The organism is Glycomyces sp. NPDC021274 (assembly GCF_040641195.1).
Taxonomy (GTDB): Bacteria; Actinomycetota; Actinomycetes; order Mycobacteriales; family Micromonosporaceae; genus Glycomyces.
The window spans coordinates 48,946-64,033 of record NZ_JBFADC010000001.1 but is presented as its reverse complement, the minus strand read 5'-3'; the positions used below and the strand labels follow the sequence as shown (position 1 = coordinate 64,033).

Here is a 15,088-nt window from a genome sequence, read left to right as displayed (position 1 = left end):
GTGGTAGCGCGACACCGGTGTCTGTTCGGCCGGGCGCCGTCGCGCTCCGGTCAGCGGAAATGGCGTTGACTCGGCAATCCCTTGCGGTGCAAGCTGGTCTGCCGCCTTCCCCTTGAGCCCTGGATGCTGATGCCCTTGACTGCCATCCCCGTCCGAGCGCGCCCAGGCGCGTTCTCCGTCGACCTCGCGCTGGCCGTCGTCGCGCTGAAACGGCGCCTCGCCTACCGCTTGAACTGGGTCTTCAGCGTCGTGCTCGGCGGCGGCGAACTCCTCGTGTCGCTCACCTTGTGGGGGACCATCCTCGCCGAGCAGGGCTCGGTCGCCGGCTACGACTGGGACGCCATGCGCACGTACTACGTGATCGGCTTCGTCACGGGCACCTTCATCTTCAGCGGCTCCGATACCGCGCAGCGCATCCTCGACGGCAGCGTCGCGATCGACCTGCTCAAGCCCGTCGACTTCCAGCGGGCCCGCGCCGCCGAGTTCTACGGCGGCCTCGCCGGGTCGCTCCCGACCATGGCGGTCGGGCTCACCATCGCGCTGATCTTCTTCACGCCGCTGCCGCCGGCCTCGTTCGCCGCGGGGCTGCTCACGCTCGTCAGCATCGCGCTGATCGCGCCCATCGCGTTCAGCGTCGTCTACCTCTCGACCATGCTGTGCTTCTGGACCCGCAGCTACCAGGGCGTCATGTGGGCCCGGCAGACCGTCGTCGCGTTCTTCTCGGGGGCCATGGTGCCCTTGGCGATCATGCCCGAACCGATGCAGGTCCTCGCCTGGTGCCTGCCGTTCGTCCACTTCACGACCACCCCGTCCCAGATCTACCTCGGCCGGGTCGACGCCCTCGGCGCGCTCGGGCTCATCGCGGCCCAGCTCGCGTGGGTGGTCGCCCTCTGGTTCCTCGGGCGATGGCTGTGGAGCCGCGCGGTCCGGGCCGTCACCATCCATGGAGGCTGACATGCGCCACAACGCCGCCGTCTACGTCCGCTTGATCGCCGCGCAGTTCCGCTCGATCACCGAGTACCCGGCCGACTTCTGGACGATGGTCTCGGTCGCGCTGATCCAGCAGGCCGCCCAGATCGCCTTCATCGCGGTGATCTTCGCGCAGATCACCACCCTCGACGGCTGGGGCTTCCCGGAGATGCTCCTGCTCATCGGCTTCATGGTCCTCACCGATGCGGTGACCGAGGTCGGCTGGGACGGCATCTGGACCGTGGGCCGGAAGATCGTCGACGGCGGCCTCGACTACGCGGTCGTCCGCCCCGCCCCGGTGATGATGCAGATCGGCGCCAGCGCCATCGGCATGCAGTCGGCGGCGAACCTGACCACGGGCGCGACGATGATCGCCATCGGCTGGAGCGGCGCGGGCATCGCGCCGTCGCTGATCCCCGCGGCGGCCCTGCTCCTCCTCTGCGCCGTCACCGTGCAGCTGACGATCATCACGACGATGAACTGCCTGAACTTCTGGATCAAGGGCCCGAGCCCGATCTTCGCCTGGCTGACCGCCCAGACCCAGGAGACCGCCACGCGCTTCCCCCTGACCATCTACCCGCGGGCGGTCCGCGCCCTCCTCACCTGGGCCGTGCCCCTCGCCTTCGTCAACTTCATCCCGGTCGGGATCCTCACCGGCCGGCTCCCGCAGTGGTGGCTCGCGTTCCCGCCCGCGATCGCCCTGGCCCTGGTCGGCGTCTGCGCCCTCGTGGCGAGAGCGGGCATGAAGCGGTACGAGTCCGCCGGCCACTGATGTGGCGCGGCACACGCTGAAAAACCAGTTGCGCGGCTCGCGAGGGTTCCGCTAGGCTTCTCGCTGTTGCCCGAGGCGTGTCGCCTTGGGGCTCTTGAGGATTGGAGGTGTTACTGATGGCTGTCGTTGTCCGCGTTCATGCCTTGAAACTCAGTTCACCTCCCGTCGGCTCGCGCTGATTCCGCAGCGAGCGACGGACCTTCCTCCAGGAGCTCGCCACCTTGGCACGCAAGTCTGACTTCTCCGAATCCTTCCAATCCATCAAAAGCCGCAAGTCCAAGAACATGCGGGTCTTCTCAGACGAGGACCAGGCCCGGTTCGAGGAGATGCGCACCGACTTCGACGACGACATGCCGCAGGACGACGGCCCGCCCACGGGCGACCGGTGGTCGATCTGGTGGGACTCCGAGCCGCTGCAGCGCGGCCCGGAACCCCGGCCGGCGTGGGTCATCACCGACCACGGGGCCGTCGACTACGAACTCGGCGTCCTCAAGACCGGTAAGGAAGCCGATGTCTTCCTCATCGAACGCGCCGTCCCGGGCACCGACCGGGCCGTGATCCTCGCGTCGAAGCGCTACCGCAGCGCCGAGCACACCCAGTTCAACCGGGCCGGCGACTACATGGCCGGACGCGGCGCGAAGCGCTCGCGCGACGTCCGCGCCATGGCCAAGCGCACCACGTTCGGCCTCGAGCAGGCCGCGGGACGCTGGGCCGCCGCGGAGTTCGACGCGCTCAAGCGCCTCCACAACGCCGGGGTCGCGGTCCCGTACCCGGTCCAGGTCCTCGGCCGCGAAGTGGTCATGGAGTTCATCGGCGACGGCCGCACCGCCGCGCCGCGGCTCGCCGAGACCAGACCCGACGCGGACGAGCTCGACAGCCTGTGGGAGCAGGCCTGCGAGTCGCTGCGGCGCATGACCGAACTCGGTTTCGCGCACGGCGACCTCTCGCCGTACAACACCGTGGTCCACGACGGCCGCCTCGTCGTCCTCGACCTCCCGCAGGTCGTGGACATCTACGCGAACCCGCTCGGGATGGGCTTCCTGGAGCGTGACGTGGAGAACCTCGGCTCGTGGTTCACCGCGCGCGGCATCGGCCGCGACGAGGTCGAGGACCTCCAAGCGGAGCTGAAGGCCTTGGCGGCCATGCCGTAGTCACCAGTGTGTCGGGGGCGGGTCATATCCTTGTGGTGTGGCAGTTGATTACCGTCCCGCCCCCGGCACCATCCCGACCGCACCGGGCGTCTACCGCTTTCGCGACCGCGACCGTCGGGTCATCTACGTAGGCAAGGCCAAGAACCTCCGCAACCGGCTGAACTCCTACTTCGCCGACGAGACGCGACTGCACGAGCGCACCCGGCGGATGGTCAACACCGCCCGCAGCGTCGAGTGGACCGTGGTCGCCACCGAGGTCGAGGCCCTCCAACTGGAGTGGACCTGGATCAAGGAGTACGACCCGCGCTTCAACGTCATGTTCAAGGACGACAAGTCCTACCCCTGGCTGGCCGTCACCGTGGGGGAGGAGTTCCCCCGCGCCCAGGTGATGCGCGGCGCCCGCCGCAAGGGCGTGCGCTACTTCGGGCCCTTCGGCTCCGCGTGGGCGATCCGCCAGACCCTCGACCTCCTCACCCGCGTCTTCCCGATCCGCACCTGCTCCGACTCGGAGTACAAGCGCTGCAACCGGATCGGTCGCCCCAACCTCCTCGCCGACATCGGCAAGTGCTCCGCCCCCTGCGTCGGCCGCATCTCCGCGGAGGACTACCGCGAACTCGTGAACGGCTTCTGCGCCTTCATGTCCGGCGACCACGCCCCGGTCCGCCGCCGCCTCCTCAAGGAGATGCAGGAGGCCTCCGAAGCGCTCGAGTTCGAGCGGGCCGCGCGCCTGCGCGACGACCTCGCCGCCCTCGACAAGGTCCTCGAGCAGCAGGTCGTGGTCCTCGCCGAGGACGTCGACTGCGACGTCATGGCCGTCGCCGACGACGAGCTCCAATCCGCCGTGCAGGTCTTCCACGTGCGCGGCGGCCGCATCCGCGGCCAGCGCGGCTGGGTCATCGACAAGCCCGAGCCCATCGACCTCCCCGGCATCGTGGAGAGCTTCTGCCTCCAGTTCTACGGCGAGCAGAACGAGGTCGTGCCCCGCGAAGTGCTCGTCCCGGCCCTGCCAGGCGACGCCCCCGCCCTCGCCGAACTCCTCTCCGAACGCCGCGGTGCGAAGGTCGACCTGCGTGTGCCCCGCCGCGGCGACAAGCGCGCCCTGGCCGAGACCGTCGAGAAGAACGCGATCGAGAATCTCCAGCGCCACAAGCTCAAGCGCGCCGGCGACCTCACCGCCCGCTCCAAGGCCCTCGAAGAGCTCGCGGACGCCCTCGACCTGCCCGAGGCCCCGCTGCGGATCGAGTGCTACGACGTCTCGCAGTCCCAGGGCGAGGACGTGGTCGCGTCGATGGTCGTCTTCGAGGACGGCCTGCCGCGCAAGAGCGAGTACCGCCGCTTCGTCATCAAGGGCGAGCGCAAGGACGACCTCGCGAGCCTCCAGGAGACCCTGCGACGCCGCCTCGCCAAACTCGCGGAGCAGCCCACCGGCTCGCCCGTCGAGGAGGGCGAGGAACCCGCAGAGGCCGCCGAGCCCCGCCGCGGCTTCCACTACCCGCCGCAGCTGCTCGTCGTCGACGGCGGCCAGCCGCAGGTCGCCGCCGCCGAGGCCGTCTTCGCCGAGCTCGGCATCGACACGATCAACCTCGCCGGCCTCGCCAAGCGCCTCGAGGAGATCTGGCTCCCCGGCGAGGACTACCCGGTGATCCTCTCGCGCACCTCCGAGGCGCTGTACCTCATGCAGCGCGTCCGCGACGAAGCCCACCGCTTCGCGATCTCCTTGCACCGCACCAGGAGACGCAAGAGCCTCATCACCTCCGCCCTCGACGGCGTGCCCGGCCTGGGCGAGTCCAAGCGCAAGGCGCTCCTCAAGCAGTTCGGCTCCGTCAAGCGCATCCGCGAGGCCGAACTGTCCGATCTGGAGGCCGTGCCGGGCATCGGCCCGAAACTGGCGGAGGCTTTGCAGACACATCTGCGTAATCCCGGCGACAACGGGGCTTGAGACGCGGCGGGTAGTAATACGCTTGTCAGTTCGGCAAGCACGTCGAAGCCGTGTCACCACGGCGGCAGGAACGAACTCGGGGATACTTGACTTATGGGTGTGGCAGCAGTGCAGGCAGGCAAGACCGACCGCAGTGAATTGGACCTCGTGATCGTCACCGGCATCTCGGGCGGCGGGCGCTCGACCGTGGCGCGCGCGTTGGAGAACGTCGGCTACTACGTCATCGACAACCTCCCCGAATCGCTCGTCGGCCAGGCCGCCGAGCTGGCCGCGGCCGGGGGAGAAGAGGTGCGGCGCACCGCGATGGTCCTCGACGTGCGCTCGCGCGCGTTCATGACCGACCTCGTGGGCGTCATCGAGGACCTCCGCAAGGGCGGCTTCAAACCGCACCTCGTGTTCGTCGACGCGGACGACGACATCATCATCCGCCGCTTCGAGAAGGTCCGCCGAGCCCACCCGCTCCAGGGCGACGGCATGCTCGCCGACGGCATCGCCGCCGAGCGCCGCATCCTCGAACCGGCCCGCGGCTCGGCCGACACCCTGTTCGACACCACCCACCTCAACGAGAACCAGCTGCGGTCGCGCGTCGAGGAGGCCTTCCTCGCGCCCTCCACCCCGGGACTCCAGTTCACCTGCATGTCATTCGGGTTCAAGTACGGCATCCCGCGCGATGCGGACTACGTGGCCGACGTAAGATTCCTTCCCAACCCGTACTGGGTTCCCACCCTGCGCGAGCACACCGGGACCGACCAGGACGTCTCCGACTACGTCCTCGGCCAGGACGGCGCCGAGGAATTCGTCGCCGCCTACGCGTCCCTGTTGCTCGGCACCACCCAAGGGTTCGAGCGGGAAGGCAAGCGCTACATGACGATCGCCATCGGCTGCACCGGCGGCAAGCACCGTTCCGTCGCCATCGCCGAATCGCTGGCGAAGCGCCTCAGCGCCGCCGGCTTCCCCGCGAACACCCACCACCGCGACCGGGGCAACGAGTGACCGACGCGCCCCCAGGACCCGCCGAGGCCACCGCCGACGCGGGTCCCCCGGACGCCCCACCTCCCCGCCCCGAGCGCCGCACTCCCGAGGTGACCGCATGACCAGCGTCGTCGCGTTCGGCGGCGGACGGGGCCTCTCGACCGCCCTCCGCGCCCTCTCCAGGCTCGACGTCGAGATTACGGCCGTGGTCACCGTGGCCGACGACGGCGGCTCCACCGGCGACATTCGCGCCACCCGCCCGGTCCTGCCCCCCGGCGACCTGCGCAAAGCCCTCATCGCCACCGCCGACACGGCGAAGTCCGAGACCGCCCGCCTCTTCTCCCACCGCTTCGGCGGCCAGGACTTCCTCACCGGCCACCCTGTCGGCAACGTCGTCCTCACCGGCCTCCTCGAACTCCACGCCAACCCCGTGGACGCCCTCGACTTCGCCGCCCGCCTCCTCGGCTCCCGCACCCGCGTCCTCCCCATGTCCTGCACCCCGCTCGACATCGAGGCCGACCTCTTCGAAGGCAGCGGCACCCGCACCATCGTCGGCCAGCACGACATCGCCGTCGCCGACGGCAGCGTCAAGGACGTGCGACTCCTCCCCGCGAGCGCCACCGCCTGCCCCGAGACCCTCGAAGCCGTCGCCGCGGCCGACTGGCACGTCTTCGGCCCCGGCTCCTGGTACACCTCCGTCATCCCGCACCTGCTCCTTCCCGACCTCCGCGAGGCCATCGGCGCCGCGAAGGCCAAGCGGATCGTCGTGCTCAACCTCTCGGAGGAGAAGGAGACAGACGGCCTCACCCTCGCCGGTCACGTCGACACGCTGCGCCGGTACGCGGAAGGTGTCCGGTTTCACTACGTCCTCGCAGGCGACACCCGAACCCTCGCCGATCCCGGATCGTTGAACAGTGCGGCACAATCGTTGGAGGCGCAGCTGGTCGCGGCGGACCTCGCCGCCGACGGCGTGACGCACGACGTCGCCGCGCTGGCTGCCGTATTGGGAAACCTGCTGGTCGAAGATGGTGGTTAACGAATGGCGATGACCTCGGAGGTCAAGGACGAACTCAGTCGCATCGAGGTGACGAAGTCCTGCTGCCAGCGCGCCGAACTGGGCGCGCTGTTCCGCTTCGCAGGCGGCCTGCACCTCGTCGGCCAGGGCAACGTCGTGGTCGAGGCCGAGGTCGACGCCGGCAACGTCGCCCGCCGCGCCAAGAAGATGATCGACCAGCTCTACCACTACGAGTCCGAGATCCACGTGCTCGTGGCCGCCGGGCTGCGCCGCAACAACCACTACCTGCTGCGCGTCATGGCCGACGGCCGGGCGTTCTCCAAGCAGATCGGCCTCACCGACCAGCGCGGCTACCCCGTCCGGGGCCTGCCCAACCACGTCGTCGGCGCCTACCCGTGCTGCGCCGAGGCCGCCTGGCGCGGGTCCTTCCTCGCCCGCGGCTCGCTCACCGAGCCCGGCCGCTCCTCCTCCCTCGAAGTGACCTGCCCCGGCCCCGAATCGGCGCTCGCGCTCGTCGGCGCCGCCCGCCGCCTCGGCATCGCCGCCAAGTCCCGCGACGTGCGCGGCGTCGACCGCGTCGTCATCCGCGACGGCGACGCCATCGGCGAACTCCTCACCCGCCTCGGCGCCCACTCCTCGGTCCTCACCTGGGAGGAGCGCCGCGTCCGCCGCGAAGTGCGCGCCACCGCCAACCGCCTCGCCAACTTCGACGACGCCAACCTGCGCCGCTCCGCCCGCGCCGCCGTCGCCGCCGCCGCGAAGGTCACCCGCGCCCTCGAAGTCCTCGGCGACGACGTCCCCGAGCACCTCGCCTCCGCCGGGCGCCTGCGCCTCGACCACCGCCAGGCCTCCCTCGAGGAGCTCGGCGCGCTCGCCGACCCGCCGCTGACGAAGGACGCCATCGCCGGGCGCATCCGCCGCCTCATCAACATGGCCACCAAACGCGCCCAGGAGCACGGCATCCCCGGCCCCGACGACGTTGTGGCCGAAGAGGAAATGCTCGTCGCCTGAACGGCGCGCGACCTGCCCGGCCTTCGGCGCGGGAACCCGGACCGGAGGCCGATCAACCGCTACGCTTAACCGCGATGTCACACCCCTGTTCCGGGTGTGACATGATCGGGGGGAACCGGCCGCGACAGGTTCAGGAACCGCAGCGGTAGGGTCAAGAAAGTGCTCGGCGACGAGGCCGAACAGCGATCTGTTCCACCGTCGCTATTCGGCTGAACGGATCGCGTACGAGACCGCTCCCGGTCTCAGTCAGTTATTCGATCCTGTTCAAGCGAGGAGATGGCCACGTGACCATCCGTGTGGGCGTCAACGGCTTCGGCCGAATTGGGCGCAACTTCTTCCGGGCGGTTCTCGCCTCTGGTGCCGATGTCGAAATCGTCGCCTTCAACGACCTCGGCGACCTCAACACGATCGCCAACCTGCTCAAGTACGACTCGATCCTCGGCCGCCTGCCGTACGAGGTCAAGATCGGCGACGGTGAGCTCACCGTCAACGGCAAGACCATCAAGGCGTTCAGCGAGCGCGACCCGAAGAACCTCCCCTGGGGCGAGGCCGGCGTCGACGTCGTCATCGAGTCCACCGGCTTCTTCACCGACGGCACGAAGGCCTCGGCCCACCTCGAAGGCGGCGCCAAGAAGGTCATCATCTCCGCTCCGGCGAAGAACGAGGACATCACGATCGTGATGGGCGTCAACCACGACAAGTACGACGCCGAGAAGCACAACATCATCTCGAACGCGTCCTGCACCACCAACTGCCTGGCCCCCATGGCCAAGGTCCTCAACGAGTCCGTGGGCATCGAAAAGGGTCTGATGACCACGATCCACGCCTACACCCAGGACCAGATGCTGCAGGACGGCCCGCACAAGGACCCGCGCCGGGCCCGTGCCGCCGGTCTCAACGTCGTGCCCACCACGACTGGCGCCGCCAAGGCCGTCGGTGTGGTGCTGCCCGAGCTCAACGGCAAGCTCGACGGCTACTCGCTGCGCGTCCCGATCGCGACCGGCTCGATCACCGACCTCACCTTCGAGGCGTCGCGCAACGTGACGGCCGAAGAGGTCAACGCCGCGCTCAAGGCCGCCGCCGAGGGCCCGCTCAAGGGCATCATGTACTACACCGAGGACCCGATCGTCTCCAAGGACATCGAGACCGACCCGCACTCGTGCATCATCGACGGCCTCCTGACCAAGGTCATCGACAACCAGGTCAAGGTCTTCGGCTGGTACGACAACGAGTGGGGCTTCTCGAACCGCCTCGTCGACCTCGTCAAGCTGGTCGGCTAGCAGCCTGATGAAGACGCTCGACGAACTCCTGCAGGAGGGCGTCAACGGTCGGCGCGTACTCGTACGCGCCGACCTCAACGTCCCTCTCGACGGGAAGAACATCACCGACGACGGCCGCATCCGCGCCGTCGCGCCCACCGTCAAGGCGCTGGCCGAAGCCGGCGCCCGCGTCGTGGTGTGCTCGCACCTGGGCCGCCCCAAGGGCGAGCCCGACCCCGCCTTCTCGCTGGCCCCCGTGGCCCAGCGCCTCGGCGAGGTCCTCGGCCGCGAGGTCGCCTTTGCGACCGACACCGTCGGGACGGACGCTGAGAACAAGGCCGTCGCCCAGGGCGACGGCGGCGTCCTGCTGCTGGAGAACCTGCGTTTCAACAAGGGCGAGACCAGCAAGGACGACACCCAGCGGGCCGAGTTCGCCGGCCAGCTGGCCGCGTTCGGTGACGTGTACGTGGACGACGCCTTCGGCGCCGTGCACCGCAAGCACGCCTCCGTGTACGACGTCGCGCAGCTGCTCCCGCGCTACGCGGGCTGGCTCATCGCGAAAGAGGTCGAGGTCCTCTCGAAGCTCACCGGCAAGCCTGAGCAGCCGTACGTCGTGATCCTCGGCGGCGCGAAGGTCTCCGACAAGCTCGCGGTCATCGACAACCTGCTCGACAAGGTCGACACGCTCATCGTCGGCGGCGGCATGATGTTCACCTTCCTCGCCGCCCAGGGCTACGAGGTCGGCTCCTCGCTGCTCGAGAAGGACCAGATCAAGGTCTGCAAGGACTACCTCGAGCGCGCGAAGGAACTCGGCGTCGAACTGCTGCTGCCGGTCGACACGACCACCGCGGCCGAGTTCGCCGCCGACGCCGAGCCGCTCACCGTGGGCGTGGACGCGATTCCGGCCGACCGCATGGGCCTCGACATCGGCCCCGAGTCCGCGAAGCTCTTCGCGGACCGGATCGCCGGCGCCAAGACCGTGTTCTGGAACGGCCCCATGGGCGTCTTCGAGTTCCCCGACTACGCCGCCGGCACCAAGACCGTCGCGCAGGCGCTCGTGGACTCCGAGGCGTTCTCGGTGGTCGGCGGCGGCGACTCCGCCGCCGCGGTCCGCACCCTCGGCCTGCCCGAGGACGGTTTCGGCCACATCTCGACCGGCGGAGGGGCGAGCCTCGAGTACCTCGAGGGCAAGACCCTGCCCGGCCTTGACGCACTGGAGAATTGAAGATGACTGAGACCCGCAAGCCGCTCATCGCCGGCAACTGGAAGATGAACCTCAACCACCTCGAAGCGATCGCACTGGTGCAGAAGCTGGCCTTCAGCCTCACCCGTGAGCAGCTCGAAGCGGTCGAGACCGTCGTCCTCCCGCCGTTCGTCGACATCCGCAGCGTGCAGACGCTGGTCGACGGCGACAAGCTCACCATCGGCTTCGGCGCGCAGGACCTGTCGGCGCACCCGTCCGGTGCCTACACCGGCGAGATCGCCGGCTCGATGCTCGCGAAGCTGGGCTGCTCCTACGTGGCCGTCGGCCACTCCGAGCGCCGCCAGTACCACGAAGAGGGCGACGAACTGGTGGCCGCCAAGGTCCGCCAGGCCCTCAACAACGGCATCAGCCCGATCCTCTGCGTCGGCGAGGCCCTGGACGTGCGCGAGGCGGGCGACCACATCGCGCACTCCGTCAGCCAGCTCATCGCGGCGGTCGACGGCCTCACCGAGGAAGAGCTCGCCAAGGTCGTCGTGGCCTACGAGCCCGTCTGGGCCATCGGCACCGGCCGCACGGCCAGCGCCGAAGACGCCCAGGAGGTCATCGGGGCCCTGCGCCTCGCGCTCGCCGAGAAGTTCGGTGCGGTCGCGGAGCGGGTCCGGATCCTCTACGGCGGTTCGGTCAAGTCCGGGAACGTCGCCCAGATCATGGCCAAGCCCGACATCGACGGCGCCCTCGTGGGCGGCGCGAGCCTGGACGCTGAAGAGTTCGCCAAGATCGTACGTTTCCCGGAGCACGCCAGTGCGTAGGGAATGTGTGCTCAGTCCGGAGCATGCAGGGGCGTAGTACCAAACGCGTGCAGTGCCCGAGCTGAGCACTGCAGGCCGCAGACAGGGCCGCCGCACAGCGTTGTGCGGCGGCTCCTTGCGTTTGTGTACTGGCCAACGGCGAGGTGTCATGTGCACATGACACTGGTTGCCTCCCGAATGTGGCAACCAGCTAGAATCGGACGCGGCCCGCGCCCCATAACGGGCCAGAATTGCTGAGAGGACACCCGATCACCGATGTTGACGGTTCTGAGTTATACCCTGATGATCCTCCTGCTGCTCTCCAGCGGCGTTCTGATCCTCATGGTGCTGCTGCACAAGGGCAAGGGCGGCGGCCTGTCGAGCATGTTCGGCGGCGGCATGTCCTCGGTGGCGTCCGGTTCATCGGTGGCGGAGAAGAACCTCACGCGCATCACGATCGGCGTCGGTGTCATCTGGTTCGCCTGCATCGTGGCCTTCGGTCTCCTCCTCCGCATTGTCGCCTAGCAGCACCGTCGTCTAAGACGGCCCCAGACTTTCGAAGCGGCCCGCCCGAGCATTGCTCGGGCGGGCCGCTTCGCTTCTCCCGCTTTCGACTTACCGGCTGCCGATTCATGGTGGGATGCCACGTATGAAAGCAGTGGTGCTGCCCCGCTACGGCGGGGCCGATGAGCTCGAAGTCGCCGATGTGCCGCGGCCGCCGTGCGCGGCCGGGGAGGTGCTCGTGAACCTGAAGGCGACCTCGGTGAACCCGGTGGACTGGAAGGTCGCGGCCGGGCATCTCGATTCGATGATCCCGGGGGAGTTCCCGCTCATTCCCGGCTGGGACGCCGCAGGCGTCGTGGCCGAGGTCGGCGCCGAGGCCGAGGGCTTCGCGGTGGGGGACGAGGTGTTCGGCTACGTGCGCCGCCCCGTCGCCAAGTGGGGGACCTACGCCGAGTACACCGTGGCCGAGCCGTGGATGATCGCGCGCAAGCCCGCGAGCCTCGACTGGGACTCCGCCGGAGGGCTCTCGCTCGTCGGCGTGACGGCCCTGCAGGCGCTCGACACCGTGCAGGCCAAGGAAGGCGACACGGTGCTCGTCCATGCCGCGGCCGGCGGCGTCGGGACCATCGCCGTGCAGATCGCCAAAGCCCGCGGCGCGCGGGTCATCGGGACCGCCAGCGTCCGCAACCACGACTACCTGCAGGCGTTCGGGGCCGAGCCGCTCGAGTACGGGCCGGGACTGCTGGAGCGGCTCAAGCTGCTGGTGCCAGGCGGGCCAGATGCGGCCGTCGACGCCGTGGGCGGTGACGCGGTGGAGGTGTCGATCGAGGCCGGTACCGATCCGTCGCGCGTGGTGTCCGTTGTGGACCCCGGAGTGCGGGACGCGGGCGGGCACTACGTGTTCATGAGCGTGACGCCGAAGGACCTCGACACCTTGGCGAACCTCATCGAATCGCGCGAGTTGATCGTGCCGATCTCGGAGACGTATCCGCTGGATCGCGCGGCCGATGCCTGGCGGGCGAGCCGGACCGGGCGGACCAGGGGCAAGATCGTACTGCGCATCTCCTAGGGACGGACCCGATCGTCAAGGCGCAGTGACGGGGCCGTGCGTGAGTGCACGGTCCCTGTCTTTATGTGAAACCATTTCGCCGTAGTCTTTACAGTGTGTGCTTTGCGTCATAGAATTGCTGAGGGCGGTGCCCCAGCCGCTCCGACCGGTGACTCCACGGCGACGCTCAAGGGGAGTCGCGGTCCCTTCCCGCAGGCTCCTCACTGCAGCCGTGTCCGGTCGACATCCACAGAAGATCCCCCGTCTGTGAGGAGCGATCACACATATGTCCAACGGACAGGCCATCCGAGGCACTCGCATAGGCGCCACCCCGGGCCTCCACTCGGAACGCGGCGAGCCGGTGCCGCGGCAGCACATCAAGTACTGGTGCGCCAACGGACACGAGACCGCACTGTCATTCGCGCTCTACGTCGAGGTCCCGACCGAATGGGACTGCACCTGCTGCGGCTGGCCCGCCAGTCCCGACCAGGAGAACCCCCCGGAACGCCGCACCGCCAAGCCGTACAAGTCCCACCTCACCTACGTGCGCGAGCGCCGCAGCGACGAAGAGGCGGAAGACCTCCTCGCCGAAGCCCTGGCCGCCAGGGCCGCCGCCCGCGGCGAGCGCTCCCTCTACTGAGAGGCCCGACGGCGCACGGTCGGGCGACGCGCCGCCGACACGACGAAGGGCCCGGACCCTCCCCCGCAGGGAAGATCCGGGCCCTCGCGCTTGCCTAGAATTCGAGGTGCTTCAGCCGCGAGGCCGCGTCCTTGTCGATGAGCCACCTGGTGTGGCCCACCGCCTTCACGCGGCCCGCCGGAAGCTCGCCCTTCGACAGGGCCTCGTCGACCGCCTCGGCCTTGCCCTCGCCCGAGGCGATGATCCACGCCGCCGTGGCGGCGTTGATCGCCGGCATCGTCAGCGAGACCCGCTCCGGCGGCGGCTTGGGGGAGTTGCGCACCCCCACCGCCGAGCCCGCGGCCTCCAGCGCCGGGTTCCCCGGGAACAGGGACGCCACGTGGCCGTCCTCGCCGATGCCCAAGAGCAGCAGGTCGAATGCCGGAACGCCCTCGCCACCGGCGGCCTTCGCCAGCTCCGCGCGGTACAGGGACGCCGCGTCCTCCGGCGTGTCCACCGCGTCGGCGGCCGCCATGGGGTGCACGCGCTCCGGGTCCACCGGCAGGTGGTCCAGGAACGCCTGCCGCGCCTGCGTCTCGTTCCGCTCGGCATCGCCGGACGGCAGGAACCGCTCGTCGCCCCACCAGAAGTCGACCTTCGACCAGTCCACGACCGTGCGGATCGGCGAGCCCAGGATGTTCTGGTACACCTTCGCCGCGATCCGCCCGCCCGTCAGGACGATCGACGCCTCACCGCGACGCGACTCTGCCCCTGAGCCGCTGCGCGACTGTGCGTCCGCGAGCCGGTTGAGCAGCCGCGCCGCCACCGCCTCCGCGAGCACGTCGGCGTCGTTGTGGACGATCACCGCACCCGTACGGCTCATACGATCGCCCGCTCGCCCGCATAGTGCTCCTGGAAGGTCTCGAGGACCTTCCGGTACGCGGTGTCGGGGTCGATGTGCCGCAGCTCCTCCGCGAGCAGCTGCCCGAGCGTGCGGCCCTGCAGCGTCTGGCGGCGCTTCGGCAGCCCCGCCTGGCGCAGTACCGTGGTGCCGTCCGCCTTCCGCTCGACCTCCATGGTCTCGCCGCCGGCCATCGTGAACGCCACGGAGGCGATCGCGGGCAGGTGCTCGGAGTTGCGCACCACCGTGGTGTCGACGATCTCCGGCGAGACGCCCAGGCGCGTGTGCAGCCACGCGGCCATGAGCTGCGCCGACGGGTCGTTCTCGGCGGCCTTGATGGTGATCTTCTCGACCGCGTGGGTCACCCCGTCGAAGGCGCTGGCGATGAGCGAGCGCCACAGGGAGATGCGGGTCCAGCAGATGTCGGTGTCGCCCGAGACGTAGGTCTCGGCGCGCCGGTAGAGCGACTGCACGGGGTCGTTCGCGCGGGCCGAGTACGTGATGCGGCGGTCGGCGAAGCTGCGCAGCTCCTGCTCCAGTCCGTACCGGACCGGGTCGAGGAGCCACCAGGTGACCACCGGGACGTCAGAGGCCAGCATCGGCAGCACGATCGAGCTGAGGTGCGCGGCGGCGGGGCCGTCGAGCCGCAGGATGATCGCCTCGGCCGAGCCGAGCCGTTCGCCCACGGTCACTTCGGCGTCGATGCGCGCCACGTCGGTCTCGAGGTCGCGCGGGATCGCCATGATGAGCCGGTACGGGTGCTCCTGCGCGGCGACCGAGGCGGCCTTCTCGACCTCCTCGCGTTCGTCCTCAGTGGTCAGTGCGACCAGGTTGAGGGCGAGGCCGGAGGCGCCGCCCACCTCGTGCAGGAGTTTCGCCAGCGTCTTCATGATGTCGCCGGTGGTGGTGTCCTTCAGATGCACGTCCAGACTCCCC

The 15,088-nt window shown here is 69.3% G+C and carries 15 protein-coding genes; 13 read left to right on the top strand and 2 right to left on the bottom strand.

Annotated elements, in window-relative coordinates:
• The first annotated feature begins 135 nt into the window (after nt 1–135).
• The 13 genes from AB0I03_RS00255 (at nt 136) to AB0I03_RS00195 (ending at nt 13,272) form a co-directional block, all read left to right on the top strand.
• Entirely contained in the window at nt 136–954 is an 819-nt protein-coding gene (locus tag AB0I03_RS00255) for an ABC-2 family transporter protein (protein WP_360403924.1), read from the top strand.
• 1 nt (nt 955) lies between these two features.
• Complete coding sequence (locus AB0I03_RS00250) at nt 956–1,741, top strand: ABC-2 family transporter protein (RefSeq protein WP_360403921.1); 786 nt, start codon at nt 956–958, stop codon at nt 1,739–1,741.
• A 221-nt stretch (nt 1,742–1,962) separates the two neighbouring features.
• Nucleotides 1,963–2,892 (top strand): RIO1 family regulatory kinase/ATPase, encoded by a 930-nt coding sequence (locus tag AB0I03_RS00245; protein WP_360403918.1) that lies wholly within the window; start codon nt 1,963–1,965, stop codon nt 2,890–2,892.
• A 37-nt stretch (nt 2,893–2,929) separates the two neighbouring features.
• Nucleotides 2,930–4,831 carry an excinuclease ABC subunit UvrC gene (gene uvrC, locus AB0I03_RS00240; protein WP_360403915.1) on the top strand — a complete coding sequence of 634 codons (1,902 nt, stop codon included), beginning with the start codon at nt 2,930–2,932 and terminating at the stop codon, nt 4,829–4,831.
• A gap of 99 nt (nt 4,832–4,930) precedes the next feature.
• Nucleotides 4,931–5,824 (top strand): RNase adapter RapZ, encoded by an 894-nt coding sequence (gene rapZ / locus AB0I03_RS00235; RefSeq protein ID WP_360403912.1) that lies wholly within the window; start codon nt 4,931–4,933, stop codon nt 5,822–5,824.
• 97 nt (nt 5,825–5,921) lie between these two features.
• Nucleotides 5,922–6,839: a uridine diphosphate-N-acetylglucosamine-binding protein YvcK gene (gene yvcK / locus AB0I03_RS00230; RefSeq protein ID WP_360403909.1), complete on the top strand. Its 918-nt coding sequence runs from the start codon at nt 5,922–5,924 to the stop codon at nt 6,837–6,839.
• A 3-nt stretch (nt 6,840–6,842) separates the two neighbouring features.
• On the top strand, nt 6,843–7,829 hold the full coding sequence (whiA, locus tag AB0I03_RS00225; RefSeq protein ID WP_360403906.1) for a DNA-binding protein WhiA: 987 nt from the start codon (nt 6,843–6,845) through the stop codon (nt 7,827–7,829).
• A 284-nt stretch (nt 7,830–8,113) separates the two neighbouring features.
• Nucleotides 8,114–9,109 carry a type I glyceraldehyde-3-phosphate dehydrogenase gene (gene gap, locus AB0I03_RS00220; RefSeq protein WP_360403903.1) on the top strand — a complete coding sequence of 332 codons (996 nt, stop codon included), beginning with the start codon at nt 8,114–8,116 and terminating at the stop codon, nt 9,107–9,109.
• 7 nt (nt 9,110–9,116) lie between these two features.
• Nucleotides 9,117–10,313 carry a phosphoglycerate kinase gene (locus AB0I03_RS00215; RefSeq protein WP_360403900.1) on the top strand — a complete coding sequence of 399 codons (1,197 nt, stop codon included), beginning with the start codon at nt 9,117–9,119 and terminating at the stop codon, nt 10,311–10,313.
• A 2-nt stretch (nt 10,314–10,315) separates the two neighbouring features.
• On the top strand, nt 10,316–11,101 hold the full coding sequence (gene tpiA / locus AB0I03_RS00210; protein ID WP_360403897.1) for a triose-phosphate isomerase: 786 nt from the start codon (nt 10,316–10,318) through the stop codon (nt 11,099–11,101).
• A gap of 255 nt (nt 11,102–11,356) precedes the next feature.
• On the top strand, nt 11,357–11,605 hold the full coding sequence (secG, locus tag AB0I03_RS00205) for a preprotein translocase subunit SecG (protein WP_360403894.1): 249 nt from the start codon (nt 11,357–11,359) through the stop codon (nt 11,603–11,605).
• 124 nt (nt 11,606–11,729) lie between these two features.
• Nucleotides 11,730–12,653 carry an NADP-dependent oxidoreductase gene (locus AB0I03_RS00200; RefSeq protein WP_360403891.1) on the top strand — a complete coding sequence of 308 codons (924 nt, stop codon included), beginning with the start codon at nt 11,730–11,732 and terminating at the stop codon, nt 12,651–12,653.
• 265 nt (nt 12,654–12,918) lie between these two features.
• Entirely contained in the window at nt 12,919–13,272 is a 354-nt protein-coding gene (locus AB0I03_RS00195; RefSeq protein WP_360403888.1) for an RNA polymerase-binding protein RbpA, read from the top strand.
• A gap of 94 nt (nt 13,273–13,366) precedes the next feature.
• Here the strand turns inward: AB0I03_RS00195 and pgl are convergent, their stop codons facing one another.
• Both pgl and AB0I03_RS00185 read right to left on the bottom strand, forming a co-directional pair.
• Complete coding sequence (pgl, locus tag AB0I03_RS00190; protein ID WP_360403885.1) at nt 13,367–14,134, bottom strand: 6-phosphogluconolactonase; 768 nt, start codon at nt 14,132–14,134, stop codon at nt 13,367–13,369.
• Entirely contained in the window at nt 14,131–15,075 is a 945-nt protein-coding gene (locus tag AB0I03_RS00185) for a glucose-6-phosphate dehydrogenase assembly protein OpcA (protein WP_360403882.1), read from the bottom strand. The genes pgl and AB0I03_RS00185 overlap by 4 nt, the downstream gene beginning before the upstream one ends.
• Between the last annotated feature and the right edge of the window lie 13 nt (nt 15,076–15,088).

Bases quoted from the DNA above. Each gene is read 5' to 3' on its own strand.
- AB0I03_RS00250 (WP_360403921.1), top strand. From the start codon at position 956: ATGCGCCACAACGCCGCCGTCTACGTCCGCTTGATCGCCGCGCAGTTC.
- yvcK (WP_360403909.1), top strand. From the start codon at position 5,922: ATGACCAGCGTCGTCGCGTTCGGCGGCGGACGGGGCCTCTCGACCGCC.
- whiA (WP_360403906.1), top strand. From the start codon at position 6,843: ATGGCGATGACCTCGGAGGTCAAGGACGAACTCAGTCGCATCGAGGTG.
- AB0I03_RS00215 (WP_360403900.1), top strand. From the start codon at position 9,117: ATGAAGACGCTCGACGAACTCCTGCAGGAGGGCGTCAACGGTCGGCGC.
- tpiA (WP_360403897.1), top strand. From the start codon at position 10,316: ATGACTGAGACCCGCAAGCCGCTCATCGCCGGCAACTGGAAGATGAAC.
- secG (WP_360403894.1), top strand. From the start codon at position 11,357: ATGTTGACGGTTCTGAGTTATACCCTGATGATCCTCCTGCTGCTCTCC.
- AB0I03_RS00200 (WP_360403891.1), top strand. From the start codon at position 11,730: ATGAAAGCAGTGGTGCTGCCCCGCTACGGCGGGGCCGATGAGCTCGAA.
- AB0I03_RS00195 (WP_360403888.1), top strand. From the start codon at position 12,919: ATGTCCAACGGACAGGCCATCCGAGGCACTCGCATAGGCGCCACCCCG.
- pgl (WP_360403885.1), bottom strand. From the start codon at position 14,134: ATGAGCCGTACGGGTGCGGTGATCGTCCACAACGACGCCGACGTGCTC.